The sequence below is a fragment of the Sphingomonas sp. SP2 genome, from assembly GCF_058313385.1.
In genome coordinates this window covers 960,505-972,509 of record NZ_JBZFLD010000001.1, presented here as the reverse complement: position 1 = coordinate 972,509, position 12,005 = coordinate 960,505, and the positions used below count along the sequence as shown (strand labels likewise).

13 protein-coding genes are annotated in these 12,005 nt (G+C 68.8%); 7 read left to right on the top strand and 6 right to left on the bottom strand.

The features are described 5' to 3' along the window. Positions 1 to 26: 26 nt before the first annotated feature. The 3 genes from AC4GYU_RS05015 to AC4GYU_RS05005 are packed head-to-tail and all read left to right on the top strand — an operon-like array spanning position 27 to position 2,559. Positions 27 to 1,127, top strand: a complete 1,101-nt coding sequence (locus AC4GYU_RS05015) for a CDP-alcohol phosphatidyltransferase family protein (protein ID WP_491085799.1) — start codon at positions 27 to 29, stop codon at positions 1,125 to 1,127. Next, positions 1,124 to 1,891 carry an NTP transferase domain-containing protein gene (locus tag AC4GYU_RS05010; protein ID WP_491085798.1) on the top strand — a complete coding sequence of 256 codons (768 nt, stop codon included), beginning with the start codon at positions 1,124 to 1,126 and terminating at the stop codon, positions 1,889 to 1,891. Before AC4GYU_RS05015 ends, AC4GYU_RS05010 begins: the two co-directional genes overlap by 4 nt. Next, complete coding sequence (locus tag AC4GYU_RS05005) at positions 1,891 to 2,559, top strand: HAD family hydrolase (RefSeq protein ID WP_491085797.1); 669 nt, start codon at positions 1,891 to 1,893, stop codon at positions 2,557 to 2,559. Before AC4GYU_RS05010 ends, AC4GYU_RS05005 begins: the two co-directional genes overlap by 1 nt. Before the next feature lie 4 nt (positions 2,560 to 2,563). Here AC4GYU_RS05005 and AC4GYU_RS05000 read toward each other — a convergent pair whose 3' ends face one another. The 3 genes from AC4GYU_RS05000 to AC4GYU_RS04990 all read right to left on the bottom strand — a co-directional run bounded on the left by AC4GYU_RS05000 (position 2,564) and on the right by AC4GYU_RS04990 (position 5,555). Beyond that, positions 2,564 to 2,719 carry a hypothetical protein gene (locus AC4GYU_RS05000; protein ID WP_491085796.1) on the bottom strand — a complete coding sequence of 52 codons (156 nt, stop codon included), beginning with the start codon at positions 2,717 to 2,719 and terminating at the stop codon, positions 2,564 to 2,566. A 113-nt stretch (positions 2,720 to 2,832) separates the two neighbouring features. Next, positions 2,833 to 4,140 carry a cystathionine gamma-synthase family protein gene (locus tag AC4GYU_RS04995; protein ID WP_491085795.1) on the bottom strand — a complete coding sequence of 436 codons (1,308 nt, stop codon included), beginning with the start codon at positions 4,138 to 4,140 and terminating at the stop codon, positions 2,833 to 2,835. Between the two features lie 11 nt (positions 4,141 to 4,151). Then, positions 4,152 to 5,555 (bottom strand): SLC13 family permease, encoded by a 1,404-nt coding sequence (locus AC4GYU_RS04990; RefSeq protein ID WP_491085794.1) that lies wholly within the window; start codon positions 5,553 to 5,555, stop codon positions 4,152 to 4,154. A gap of 105 nt (positions 5,556 to 5,660) precedes the next feature. On the opposite strand from AC4GYU_RS04990, the gene AC4GYU_RS04985 reads away from it, so the two are divergent. Further along, on the top strand, positions 5,661 to 5,807 hold the full coding sequence (locus tag AC4GYU_RS04985) for a hypothetical protein (RefSeq protein ID WP_491085793.1): 147 nt from the start codon (positions 5,661 to 5,663) through the stop codon (positions 5,805 to 5,807). A gap of 6 nt (positions 5,808 to 5,813) precedes the next feature. On the opposite strand, the gene AC4GYU_RS04980 is transcribed toward AC4GYU_RS04985, so the two are convergent. Both AC4GYU_RS04980 and AC4GYU_RS04975 read right to left on the bottom strand, forming a co-directional pair. Continuing rightward, on the bottom strand, positions 5,814 to 6,056 hold the full coding sequence (locus AC4GYU_RS04980) for a hypothetical protein (RefSeq protein WP_491085792.1): 243 nt from the start codon (positions 6,054 to 6,056) through the stop codon (positions 5,814 to 5,816). 50 nt (positions 6,057 to 6,106) lie between these two features. Then, the gene (locus AC4GYU_RS04975; protein ID WP_491085791.1) at positions 6,107 to 8,425 is read right to left on the bottom strand and encodes a S8 family peptidase; all 2,319 of its coding nucleotides are present in this window, start codon (positions 8,423 to 8,425) and stop codon (positions 6,107 to 6,109) included. Positions 8,426 to 8,538: 113 nt separating this feature from the next. Here AC4GYU_RS04975 and AC4GYU_RS04970 point away from each other — a divergent pair, with 113 nt between their 5' ends. The 3 genes from AC4GYU_RS04970 to AC4GYU_RS04960 are packed head-to-tail and all read left to right on the top strand — an operon-like array spanning position 8,539 to position 10,460. Continuing rightward, complete coding sequence (locus AC4GYU_RS04970) at positions 8,539 to 9,237, top strand: pyrimidine 5'-nucleotidase (protein WP_491085790.1); 699 nt, start codon at positions 8,539 to 8,541, stop codon at positions 9,235 to 9,237. 23 nt (positions 9,238 to 9,260) lie between these two features. Beyond that, complete coding sequence (gene dapD / locus AC4GYU_RS04965; RefSeq protein ID WP_491086880.1) at positions 9,261 to 10,064, top strand: 2,3,4,5-tetrahydropyridine-2,6-dicarboxylate N-succinyltransferase; 804 nt, start codon at positions 9,261 to 9,263, stop codon at positions 10,062 to 10,064. 57 nt (positions 10,065 to 10,121) lie between these two features. Beyond that, positions 10,122 to 10,460, top strand: coding sequence for a hypothetical protein (locus tag AC4GYU_RS04960; protein ID WP_491085789.1), 339 nt, complete (start codon positions 10,122 to 10,124; stop codon positions 10,458 to 10,460). Here AC4GYU_RS04960 and AC4GYU_RS04955 read toward each other — a convergent pair. Further along, positions 10,457 to 11,992 carry an MFS transporter gene (locus AC4GYU_RS04955; protein WP_491085788.1) on the bottom strand — a complete coding sequence of 512 codons (1,536 nt, stop codon included), beginning with the start codon at positions 11,990 to 11,992 and terminating at the stop codon, positions 10,457 to 10,459. The genes AC4GYU_RS04960 and AC4GYU_RS04955 overlap by 4 nt on opposite strands. Positions 11,993 to 12,005: the final 13 nt, after the last annotated feature.

Here is a 12,005-nt window from a genome sequence, read left to right as displayed (position 1 = left end):
CTTTGCCGCTTTTCGCCGATTCCATCATGGCCGAGACGTCCGCCCGCCCCATTCAGTTCCTAAGCATCGGCGATCCGCCGGTGCGTTTGTTCGGCCGGACCGCGCGCGCCCGCGCCGAGCAGGTCGCCGCCAAGGCCGGCCTTGCGGTCGGTGAGGCCGAGGATTCTTCCCGCCCCCGCATCCTTGCCGACATGGGCTTCGCCTGGGATCCGGCGTGGCTCGCCGAGCTCAAGAACCGCCCCGACACGGCGCTGATGCTCGATGGGCGTGCGGTGCTGGTCCACCTTTCCGAAGGACGGCCGGCGGACACGGACCCCGCAAGCCTGGCGCAGCTTGACGCGCGCACGGCGAGCCTCAGCTATTTCGAACTGCGCAAGCGCGAACGGCCGTTCGTGATGGCGGTCGATCCGGCCGATCCGATCCCGGTCGAGCGCGCCCTCTATGATGCCGCCTACAAGGGCGTCACCGATGTCCTGACGCTCTACCTGTGGCGGCGCCCCGCCTTCTGGCTGACCCGCTGGGCGGCGCAGGCGGGGATGAGCCCCAACCAGGTCACGCTGATCGGCTTCGTCTTCTGCGCCCTCGCCTTCTGGCTCTACTGGAATGGCCATTACTGGTCGGGCACGGCGGTCGGCTTCGTCTTCATGGTACTCGACACGGTCGACGGGAAGCTGGCGCGTACCACCGGCCAGTCGAGCAAGTGGGGCGACAAGTTCGACCATGGCATCGACCTCATCCATCCGCCCTTCTGGTGGTGGGCCTGGCTGCACGGGCTTGGCGCCGCGGGCCACCAGCTCGAGGAGGTCTACAAGGGCGGGCTGCTGGCGGTGATCGTCGGCACCTATATTGCTGGACGGCTGATCGAGGGCGCGTTCAAGTGGCGCTTCGGGATGCATATCCACGTCTGGAAGCGGATCGACAGCCAGTTCCGGCTGATCACCGCCCGGCGCAACCCCAACATGGTGATCCTGGTCGCCTGCCTGTGTGCCGGCCGGCCCGACCTCGGGATCGAGCTGGTTGCCTTGTGGTCGGTGCTGAGCCTCATCTTCCATGCGGTTCGGCTGGCCCAGGCCGAGAACGTCAAGCTTCGCGGCGGGACGATCGTCAGCTGGCTTGACCAGCCGTGACCGCGCGCTGGACGGCCCTGCTGCTGGCCGGGTCGCGGCCCAATGATCCGCTGGCCGAGAGCCTCGGTGTCGACCTGAAGCCGCTGCTCCCGATCCATGGCGAACCGATGCTGCTGCGACCGATCCGGGCGCTGCGGGCGGTTCCCGCCATCGGCGAGGTGCGCGTCCTCACCCAACAGCCTGAGCGGCTCGATGCGGTCATCCCGAGCGACAATGCGGTGCACATCCAGCGGTCTGAGCGGACCATCGCCGAGACCTTGCTCAAGATCTGCGACGATCCGGCGACCCACTTCCCGCTGCTGGTGACCACTGCCGACCATGCGCTGCTGACCCCGCAGATGGTCGAGGAATTCCTGACCGGCGCCGAAGGCTGTGACGTGGCGGTGGGGGTGGTCAGCCGGACCAACCTCCTTGCCCGCTTCCCCGAGGCGCAGCGCACCTGGCTCCGCTTCGGGCAGGAACTCTACAGCGGCGCCAACCTCTTCGCCCTCGCTTCGCCGGAGGCCCGCGCCGGGGTCGAGCGCTGGCGGGCGATCGAGCAGGATCGCAAGAAGGGCTGGCGGGTGCTGCTCCAGCTGGGGCTGCCGCTGTTCCTCGGCGCGGTGCTCCGGATTCGCGACATCCACCAGACCGCGCTCGGGCTCGGGCGGCGGCTCGGCATCTCGCTTCGCGCGGTGGTGCTGAGCGATCCGCTGGCGGCAGTCGACGTCGACAAGCCGTCGGATCACCGGCTGGTGAGCGCGATCCTCGAGGGCCGCGCCTGATGGACCTCGCCATCTACGACATGGACCGGACGGTCACGCGCCGCGCCACCTATACGAACTTCCTGCTCCATTGCGCGGCGAAGCGGGCGCCGTGGCGGCTGCTGTTCGTGCCCTTGGTGGTCCTGTCGATGCTGGCTTATGTGGCGAAGCTCATCACCCGCGGGCGGCTGAAGGAGATCAACCACCGGCTGCTGATCGGGCACAGCATCTCGCCCACAGCGCTCGGGCCCTTGGTCGAGAGCTTCGCCGAGCAGCAAGTCGCGACCAATATCCGGCCGGGCGCCCGTGCCGCCATCGCGCGTGACAAGGCGCAGGGGCGGCGGGTGGTGATGGCGACCGCCAGCTATCGCTTCTATGCGGCGGCAATCGCGCGGCGGCTGGGCTTCGACGACGTCATCGGGACCAACACGATGCTCGGCCTCGACGACAGCGTCATCTGCCGGATTCAGGGCGACAATTGCTATGGCGAGGCCAAGATGCGGATGGTCGCCGACTGGGTCGAGGCGAGCGGCCTGACCGGGCGGCACGGCCATGTCCGCTTCTATTCGGATCATGCCAGCGACGCGCCGGTGTTCGAATGGTCCGATGAGCCGGTCGCGGTGAACCCGCATGCGAAGCTCGCGACGCTCGCCAAGGCGCGCGGCTGGGCGATCGAGGACTGGGGCTGACCGGCTAGAGCCGGTCGCGCATCGTCGTCAGCAAATCCTTAAGGAGCAAATTGCTCTGGCGAAGCTCCTGGCGCGATCGCGCCATGGCGAAAGCGAGGATCACGCACCCGCCCACGACCATGAAGATTCCGCACAGCGCGAGGCTCTGGAAGACCGACATGGCCCCTGCCTAGGCGAGCGTTTTTACCAGTGTGTTAAGGCAATGCTCCCAAGGCGGCAGCGCTTCCCAACCGAAGTGGAAGTGCTGCCGCCCAAGGGGCGTGGCCGAGCGGCTCAGACGGCGTCGAGCGCGTGGGCGAAGTCGGCGATCAGGTCGTCGGCATTTTCGACGCCGATGCTGATGCGGACGAGATTGTCGGTGATCCCGAGGGCGGCCTTCCGCTCGTCGGGAACGCTGAGGTGGGTCATCGCCGCGGGCGCGCTGGCGAGGGTCTCGGTGCCGCCGAGGCTGACCGCGAGGTGCGCGATGGTCAGGTTGTCGAGGAAGGCGAAGGCCTCCTTCTCGCCGCCCTTGAGGTAGAGCGAGAAGGTCGAGCCCGCGCCGGTGCAGTGGCGCTTGTAGATGTCGGCCTGGCGGCTGCCTTCCTCGAGGAAGCCGAGGTAGCCGACGCTCTCGACCTTGGGATGGGTGCGGAGGAATTCGCAGACCTTGGCGGCATTCTCGCCCGCGCGGCTCATCCGGAGCTCGAGCGTCTCGAGGCTGCGCAGCAGCATCCAGGCGGTGTTGGGATCGCAGATGGTGCCGATGGTGTTGCGCATCATCCGGATCGGATCGAGGAACTTCTTCGAGCCGACCAGGCCGCCCGCGACGAGGTCGCTGTGCCCGCCGGCATATTTGGTGAGCGAGTAGACGGTGATGTCCGCGCCCTGCGCCAGCGGCCGCGCCCAGAGAGGGCCGAGGAAGGTGTTGTCGATCGCGATCGGCGGCACGTCGCCGCCTGCGAAGGCGGCGTCACGGGCGGCGCGGACCGCCTCGACGTCGACCAACGCGTTGGTCGGGTTGGCCGGGCTCTCGAGATAGATGAGGCTCAGGCGGCCCTTGGCCTTTGCGGCTTCGATCACCGCGGCGATCTCTTCCTGAGTCGAGCCAGCGGGGAAGTCGAGCCAGGTGATGCCGAACTGGCCGAGGATCTTGGCGATCAACGTCTCGGTCGCGGCATAGAGCGGACCCGAGTGGACGATGACGTCGCCCGGGCGGGCGTAGGTAAGGAGCAAGGTGGCGATGGCCGACATGCCGCTCGAGAAGGCGAGCGCTTCCTCGGCTTCTTCCCAGAGGCGGAGTCGGGCTTCGAGAATTTCCTGGTTGGGGCCGTTGAAGCGCGAATAGACGAGGCCCTCGGCACCGCCCGGACGCTTGCCGGTGATGCCTTCGAAGAAGCGCTTGCCGTGGGCCGCGGTCTCGAAGACGAAGGTCGAGGTGAGGAAGATCGGCGGCTTGAGGCTGCCCTCGGACAGGGCCGGGTCAAAGCCGAAGCCCATCATCATCGTCTCGGGGCTGAGCTGGTGGTTGCCGATCGCGGTCGGGCTCTTCTTCATCGGGCGCTTGGCGGGCACACCGCTCATCTGGGCTTCGTTTTCCATGGGCTGAGCCCCTAGCCCAGCAAGGGCTGCAATAGCCAGACCATCCCGACGAGGAGGGGCACGCCCGCGATGTCGAGCAGGAGCCCGGCCTTGAGCATTCGGGGGAGCGCGATGTGCCCGGTCGCCCAGGCGATGGCGTTTGGCCCGGTGCCGCTCGGCAGCATGAAGCCCCAGCTCGCGGCCCAGGCGGCGGGGAGCGCGAGGAGGATGGGGTCGATTCCGGTCGCGGCGATGATCCCCGCGACCACCGGGATGATCCCCGAGGCGGCGGCGACGTTGCTGGCGAATTCGGTGATCACCACCACCAGGGCGACTAATGCAAGCGCGATCAGCAGCGGATGGACCGATTTCAGCGGCGCGAGCGCGACCCCTAACCAGGTGTCGAGGCCGCTTTCGCCGATCCCCGCGGCCAGCGCGAGGCCACCGCCGAAGAGCATGATGACGTCCCACGGCGCGCGATTGGCTTCGACCCAGGTGAGGATCGGACGGCCGGTCCCGTCGGGGAGGACGAACAGGATGAGCGCCGCGACCACCGCGACCGTGCCGTCGACCAGCACGTCCTTGGGCAGGCGGTCGGCGACGAGCGGCAGGACGACCCAGGCGGCGACAGTGAGGAGGATGACCGGCACGAGTCGCTTCTCGGCGCTCGACCAGGGTCCGGCCTCGCCAATCGCGGCCATGGCGGCGGCGGGGTCGAAGTCGGTCGGGGCGACCTTCTGCACCTTGAGCAGGATCAGCCAGCAGAGCGGAATGGCGACCAGCACCAGCGGCACGCCGAATGTCGCCCAGAGGAGGAAGTCGATGCGCAGCCCGATGGCGCGCTCGATGATCCCGGCGGCGATGGCGTTGGTGGGCGAGCCGACGAGGGTCGCGAGGCCGCCGATCGAGGCGGCGAAGGCGATGCCCATCGCCAGCGCCCCGGCGAAGCCGTCGGTATGGCCGGGCTCGATCCGCGCGGCGCGCAGCACCGCGACCGCGATCGGCATCATGATCAGGGTGGTCGCGGTGTTGGAGACGATCATCGAGACGATCGCGGTGGCGGTCATGAAGGCGAGCAGCATCGCCGAGGGCGTGGTCCCGCCGCGGGCGATGATCGCCAGCGCCAGCCGGCGATGGAGGCCGGTGCGCTCGATCGCGAGCGCGATGATCGCTCCGCCAAGGACAAGGAAGAGGATCGGGCTGTAATAGGTCGCCGCTGCAGCGGTCGCGGTCATCACCCCGAAGGCGGGAAGCAGGAGGAAGGGCAAGAGCGCGGTGGCGGTCAGCGGCAGGGCCTGGGTCATCCACCAGCAGGCCATCAGCGCCGACAGCGCGACGACGTGCCAGGCGACGAGCGGCATTCCGGCGGGCGGATCGAGCAGCAACAAAAGCCCGAACAGCAGCAGTCCGCCCCACAAGCCCCAGCGCTGCGTCATGCTCAATCTCCCCCAAACGCCGTCATGGCGGGTCGAAGGCGACGGATGCAAGAATCTTCTTCAACGAATCCGGGACCTTGTGCGGCCCTCGATAGTTGTGCGCGGATGAACGATCGTCTGTCGAACGCGACCCGCCCCCAATCGGGCGGCGGGTTTCGCTCTCTTGCCTATGTCGCGGCCCTGGTGCTGACCATCGCCGTCATTCTCGTCGGGACCGGCGTGGTGACGGCCGAACCGGGCGGCCTTCTCTAGAAAATATCAGCGGCGGCGACCGGCGAGCAGGCCGGCCGCGAACCCGATTGCCACCCCGGCGACCCCGCCGGCGGTGAGCGCGGTCCTGCGCCAGAAATGCTCGCCGGACGGGGCCTCGGCAATCGCAGGCACGGCCTTCGGACGGCGCAGCTGGCCGCCCTCCTCCACCGGAATGCTGTGGACGGTTCGGCTGATGGCCTTGATCCGCTCGCGCTTGGCGGCGGCCGGGTCGGCTGGCTTGTCGATCATGGGTGGGAGCCTAGGTGCCACCCATTGCAGGCCGGTTAAAGCCCCGCGCGTCAGAAACCGAGGCTGAATCGCGCGGCGACGCCGACGTCGGCATCGACCGCGGCGATGTGGCCCGGCTGGCGGCGGACGAAGACGTTGCCGCCGAGCCAGCCGGTCGCGAGCAGACGGCGCTGATAGCTCAGCTCGGCATCGACCTCGCGTCCCCGCGGCACCAGGCTCGAGCGGACAATGCTGTAGCCCGGGGTCATGGTGTCGTAGTTGAACGAGGTCGGAAGGCTCATCGCGAAACCGCCGCCGTCGATCCGGAGCGGCTGCGACAGGCGGAAACCGAGGCGGTCGCCGTCGCTCAGCAGGTCGGCGCGCGACAGGTCGAGGCCATAGGCACCGGTGCGGAAGGCGCCGCCGGCGAAGCTGGTCCAGCCGCGCCGCGCATTGAGGCTCGCGGTCCAGCCGTTGCCGAGCTCGCGCCGTGCCTCGAGGTCGAGGAAGGTCGTCGCCGCCCCGCCCCCGCCGAGAAGGTCGGTCATCTGCCCGCCGAGCAGGCTGCGCTTCTCGTCGAGGCGGCCGAGGCCGAGCGACAGCCAGGTCCGGCCGAAGTTGCGGTCGAGCGCGACATTGGTCCAGCGATAGGGGGAATCGAGCGAGGTCAGGCGTCGCTCGCTGTAGACCTCGCCGGTCTCGCCCGAGAAAGTGATCGCGGCGGGGCCGAGATTGCGGCGGACCGCGATCGACGTCCCGCGCTTGGCGTCGAAGCCGGGGTTGCCGGCGACGTCCTTGGCGATGAGGAACGACCCCGCGTCTGCGCCCGAGAGCCGGCGCTCCATCGCCTTGGCGCCTTCGGAGAAGCCCATGGCGATGGCGGTCCGGTCGTCGAGGCGCGCGACTGCGGACCCGGCGATGAGGCGGGCCTTGCGGAGGTCCTCGGGCCCGATGCCGGTCTGGCGGAGCATGGTCCCGACCGCATCCTTGCGCTGCGCAATGGTCATGGCGATGCTGACCCCGCCCGCGCGGGCGCCGCCGACCATCACCGACCCGTCGAGCGCGCGGCGAAGCGGCTCGGTCCGCGGTGCGGCGCGAATGCTTCGGGCAAGGTCGACCGCAAAGGCCCGCGAATAGCCGTCGAGGATGATCGCGCCGAGACCGCTGCCGTTGACCGGCGGGGCATCGCCCGCGGCCGGCGGAGCACCGGCGGTCTGGCCGGTGATCGGCGTGCCGCTTCCGGCGAGGGTGGCGGTGCCGATCGGCTGCATCGCCCGGGCGATGTTGAGCCGGCCGCGGCCGAAGATCTCGTCGGTCCCGACCGCGCCGAGGTCGTCGGCCGAGCGGAACAGGATGTCGACGATCTGGGTACCGGTGAGATTGGGGAAGGCCGAGGCGAGCAAGGCGACGGCGCCGCTGACGGTCGGGGCCGAGAAGCTGGTCCCGCTCCAGCGCGAGGGCACGCCATCCTTGTTGACGGTGCGGACGCCCGAACCGAGCGCGGCGAGATAGGCGTTGGCGGCGGTGCCCGCCTTGTTGCTGAAGACGCTGAGCTGGTCGAGGCCGCTGGTCACCCCGCCGACGGTGGTCCCAACCGAGCCGGCGATGATGATCTTACCCGGGAAATAGGTGGCGGGGACGGCGGCGAAGGGATCGGCGTTGACGCCTTCGGGCTTGTCGCCGTCGTTGCCGGCCGAGATGACGAAGACCACGCCCGCGGCGACCGCGCGCTGCATGGCGGAGAGCAGGGTCGAACCGGGTTCCGATCCACCGAGCGACATGTTGATGACCCGCGCCCCGGCAGCAACCGCGGCATCGACGCCCCGAGCGATGTTGAGGTCGTTGAAGGAACAGCCATCGCCCTCGGTGTCGGTGCAAGTGCCGGGCGTATCAGCGCGAAGGGCGATGACGGTCGAATCGAAGGCGACGCCATGCATGTTGTTGTTGTCGCGGGCGGCGACGGCGACCCCGGCCACGGCCGAGCCATGGCCCTGCTCGTCGGCGAGCTCGCGCCCGGCGGTGGTGACGTCGCGGCTGGCCGGATCGATCTTGCCGGCGAATTCGCTGATCGCGGGATTGATGCCGCTGTCGATGACCGCGACCTTGACCCCGCGGCCGGTCGCCCCGGCATTGTAGGCGGCGATGGCATTGGCCGCGACCGCCGCGTTCGAATTAAGATATTCCTGCGTGTTGTAATTGACGGTGGGCGTGGGCGTCGGGGTCGGCGCCGGTGCGGGGGTTGGCGTGGGCGTCGGCGCCGGGGTCGGCGCGGGAGTCAGATTGCTCGGCGGAGTCGGAGTCGAGTTCACGCCTCCGCCGCCGCCACCACCGCATGCCGACAGCGCCAGCATGGCCGCACCGGCCGATGATCCCAGAAGCGCCTTCCTCATTCGCCCAATCCTTCCGCAAACCTCTAGGAAATAGTCACTTTCTTCTAGCGGCTTATGCCTAACGAATCCTTTCGTTTTGCTGAAAGGCGGAACCAACGCTAGGCCCATTCATTATGGCAGGTTCTGCGCTCTCCCGGCACCATCAAGCGACATTCGGCCACATCGAAGCGTGGATCTTCGATCTGGACAATTGCCTGTATCCGGCCTCGACCGGACTGTTCGCGCTGATCGACGAGCGGATGGGCGCCTATATCCAGCGGCTCCTGGGGGTGGAGGCGGCCGAGGCGCGGCGGATTCAGAAGCATCATTTCCACACCCACGGAACGACGCTCGCCGGGCTGATGAGGGAGCATGGGGTCGATCCCCACGACTTCCTCGACGACGTCCATGCGATCCCGCTCGACCGGGTCGGCGCCAATGCGCGGCTGGCGCAGGGGCTCGGGCGGCTGCCCGGTCGCAAGTTCGTCTTCACCAACGGCGATGCGCCTTATGCCCGCCGCGTGCTCGACCGGATCGGAATCGCCGACCAATTCGAGCATCTCCACGACATCCATGCGGCCGAGCTGCAACCCAAGCCGCAGCGCCATGGCTACGAGTTGCTGTGCGCGCGGATGGGGATCGATCCGACGCGGGCCTGCATGGTCGAGGACATGGCGCAGAATCTACGGCCCGCGAAGGCGCTCGGAATGACCACGGTGTGGGTGGACAATGGCTCGGAGCGCGGCAATCACGACTGCGACCCCGGCCATATCGACGTCACCATCAGCGACGTCGCGGACTGGCTGCACGACCTGCTTGGAGACGAGGCTTGAACCAGAATAACGAACTCGAACCGATCATCGACGCTCTCTGGGAGAAGTGCGACAGCCTCGGGACCGACGCGCCGAAGGAGGTTCGCCAGCCGGTCGAATGGGCGCTTGGCATGCTCGATGCGGGCGTGGTCCGGGTGGCCGAGCCGGGTCCCGACGGATGGGTCGTCAACCAGTGGCTGAAGAAGGCGGTGCTGCTGAGCTTCCGCCTCAACGGAATGGAGACCATTCCGGGCGGCCCGGGTGGCGCCAGCTGGTGGGACAAGGTGCCGAGCAAGTTTGAAGGCTGGGACGCGGGCAAGTTCCAGGAAGCGGGCTTCCGCGCGGTGCCGGGCGCGATCGTCCGCCGGGGCGCCTATGTCGCGCCGGGCGCCGTGCTGATGCCGAGCTTCGTCAACCTCGGCGCCTATGTCGGCGAAGGAACGATGGTCGACACCTGGGCGACGGTCGGAAGCTGCGCGCAGATCGGCAAGAACGTCCATATCTCGGGCGGCGCCGGGATCGGCGGGGTCCTCGAGCCGCTGCAGGCCGGGCCGGTGATCATCGAGGACGATTGCTTCATTGGCGCGCGCAGCGAAGTCGCCGAGGGCGTGGTGGTCGAGAAGGGCGCGGTGCTCAGCATGGGCGTGTTCCTCGGCGCCTCGACCAAGATCGTCGACCGGGCGACCGGTGAGGTGATGTACGGCCGGGTGCCGGCCTATTCGGTGGTCGTGCCGGGCAGCCTCCCGGGCAAGGACGGTGGTCCGAGCCTCGCCTGCGCGGTGATCGTCAAGCGGGTCGACGAGCGCACCCGATCCAAGACCGGCATCAACGAACTGCTGCGCGACTAGGCGGAGGGCACCGGGGCCCGCATCGAGCGTTCCGGCACGGGAACAAAGATGAGGGAAATGATGCGCTCGACCGCCTTGACGCTTTCGCTGCTGCTTCTCGCGGCCTGCTCGCGCACGCCGCAGGAGCAACAGATTCACGACATCAAGGCGGAAGCGGATACCCGTGCGGACGCGATCGAGAGCGAGGCGGACAAGCAGGCCGATCCGCTCGACAATGAGGCGAAGGGCCTGCGCGAGCGGGCCAAGCAGGTCTCGGGCTATGACGGCAAGCGGCTGGAGATCCAGGCCGAGGCGCTGGAGAAGCAGGCCGATCTCGCGCGCGAGCAGGGCAATGATCGGGCCGAGGCGGTCCGGGCCGAGGCCAATGCCAAGGTGAAGGCGCTCGAAAGCCGCTAGGACTGGCCGGCCTCAAGCTCGCGCAGGCTTCGGCCGCGCGTCTCGCGGCCCGCCCAGCCGAGCAGCACCGCCGAGAATGCCGTCGGGACGACCAGCGCGAGCGCGGCGCCGGTCAGGGTCGGGATGAAGCCGACCAGCGCCGCGACCTGAACCGCGACCCCGCCAAACTTGCTGCTTCCGGCGACGAGCCCCGTGGCCCGACCGCGTGTGCCGAGCGGATAGTTTTCGGCCGTATAGGGCAGCAGTACGGCGATGGTGCCGTTGGTGCCGAGGATGAGCAGCGCGATCACCGCGACCAGCAGGGGCTGCCAGCTCAGCAGCGACGCGGGCAGCAGGGCACCGGCCAGACCGACGAGCGTCAGGAGGATGGTCGCGACGAGCGTCCACTTGCTGCTGAACTTCGCATAAAAGAGGGCGCAGAGGAGGATCGTCGGCAGCGCGAGCAGCGAGGAACGGGCGAGGATCCCGCTGGCGAGCTCGGCGCTGAAGCCGCGGCTCTGAAGGTCGCTCGGGAGCCAGAGCAGAAGTCCGAAATTGACGAAGCTCCAGCTGAGGGCGGCGACGACGAGGGCGAGGGTCAGCCGGCCGTGGCTGGCGGCCGCCGCGGCGGCATCGGCGGGCGCCGGCGCGCGCGGCCTTGGAACGAGGCCGAAGCGCTGCTCCATGAGGCGCAGCTCCTCGGTCCGGCCCTGCTCGGCGAGGAAGCGCGGTGTCTCGGGGATGAAGCGGGCGAGCGCGAGCAGGAGGAGCCCGCTCGGAAATCCCTGCAGCCAGAGCGAGCGCCAGCCGTAGACGGGCTCGAGCGCATGCGCGGCGCCGCTTGCCGCGAGATAGCCGCCGACGAGGCCGGTCCCGCCGACCAGCACGAGCACCCAGCTGCGATGGCGCGGCGGCATCACCTCGGCGAGGAGGGCGTAGACGACGGGCAGCATGCCCCCCGCCGAGGAGCCCATCAGGAAGCACATGAGGAGGTTCCAGCCGAACGACGGCATCGCCCCGCAGATGGCGGTTGAGGCGAACAGGATCGAGGAGAGGAGGATGGAGACCCGGCGGCCGTAGACGTCGGCGAGCCAGCCCCACAGGAAGGAGCCGACCGTGGTCCCGATCAGCGCGGTCAGCGGGAGCAGCGCCGCGGTGCTTCGCTCGATCCCATATTCGGCGGCAAGACCGGGGAGGACGAAGCCGAGGGTCGCGGGCTTCATCACGTCGATGACGAGGCCGAGGGTAAGGACGAGCAGTACCGCGGCGTGCCAGCGGTTGAGGGGCGTGCTGTTGGGCGCCTCGTAATTGGTGCCAGCCGCGTCGCCATGGGGCGCACGGTGGCGCGGGAGGGCGCCCCAGCAGGCGAGCGGGACGCCAAGACCGATGAGGCCCATCCCGACAATCATCTGCCAGTCGACGGGCATCCCGACGAGGTGGTTGCCCATGCGGTGCGCCATGGCGAGCATCGGCAGGTGGAGGAGGACGCCGGCGCTGATGGCGGCGCAGCCCGCCCAGAACCAGGCGGCTCGGTCCCCGACGATCGATCTCATTTCCAGCCCCCCG

Excerpts from the sequence above, each read along its gene's own strand:
- AC4GYU_RS05015 (WP_491085799.1), top strand. The coding sequence starts at position 27 with ATGGCCGAGACGTCCGCCCGCCCCATTCAGTTCCTAAGCATCGGCGAT.
- AC4GYU_RS05005 (WP_491085797.1), top strand. The coding sequence starts at position 1,891 with ATGGACCTCGCCATCTACGACATGGACCGGACGGTCACGCGCCGCGCC.
- AC4GYU_RS05000 (WP_491085796.1), bottom strand. The coding sequence starts at position 2,719 with ATGTCGGTCTTCCAGAGCCTCGCGCTGTGCGGAATCTTCATGGTCGTG.
- AC4GYU_RS04995 (WP_491085795.1), bottom strand. The coding sequence starts at position 4,140 with ATGGAAAACGAAGCCCAGATGAGCGGTGTGCCCGCCAAGCGCCCGATG.
- AC4GYU_RS04990 (WP_491085794.1), bottom strand. The coding sequence starts at position 5,555 with ATGACGCAGCGCTGGGGCTTGTGGGGCGGACTGCTGCTGTTCGGGCTT.
- AC4GYU_RS04985 (WP_491085793.1), top strand. The coding sequence starts at position 5,661 with ATGAACGATCGTCTGTCGAACGCGACCCGCCCCCAATCGGGCGGCGGG.
- AC4GYU_RS04980 (WP_491085792.1), bottom strand. The coding sequence starts at position 6,056 with ATGATCGACAAGCCAGCCGACCCGGCCGCCGCCAAGCGCGAGCGGATC.
- AC4GYU_RS04975 (WP_491085791.1), bottom strand. The coding sequence starts at position 8,425 with ATGAGGAAGGCGCTTCTGGGATCATCGGCCGGTGCGGCCATGCTGGCG.
- AC4GYU_RS04970 (WP_491085790.1), top strand. The coding sequence starts at position 8,539 with ATGGCAGGTTCTGCGCTCTCCCGGCACCATCAAGCGACATTCGGCCAC.
- AC4GYU_RS04960 (WP_491085789.1), top strand. The coding sequence starts at position 10,122 with ATGATGCGCTCGACCGCCTTGACGCTTTCGCTGCTGCTTCTCGCGGCC.
- AC4GYU_RS04955 (WP_491085788.1), bottom strand. The coding sequence starts at position 11,992 with ATGAGATCGATCGTCGGGGACCGAGCCGCCTGGTTCTGGGCGGGCTGC.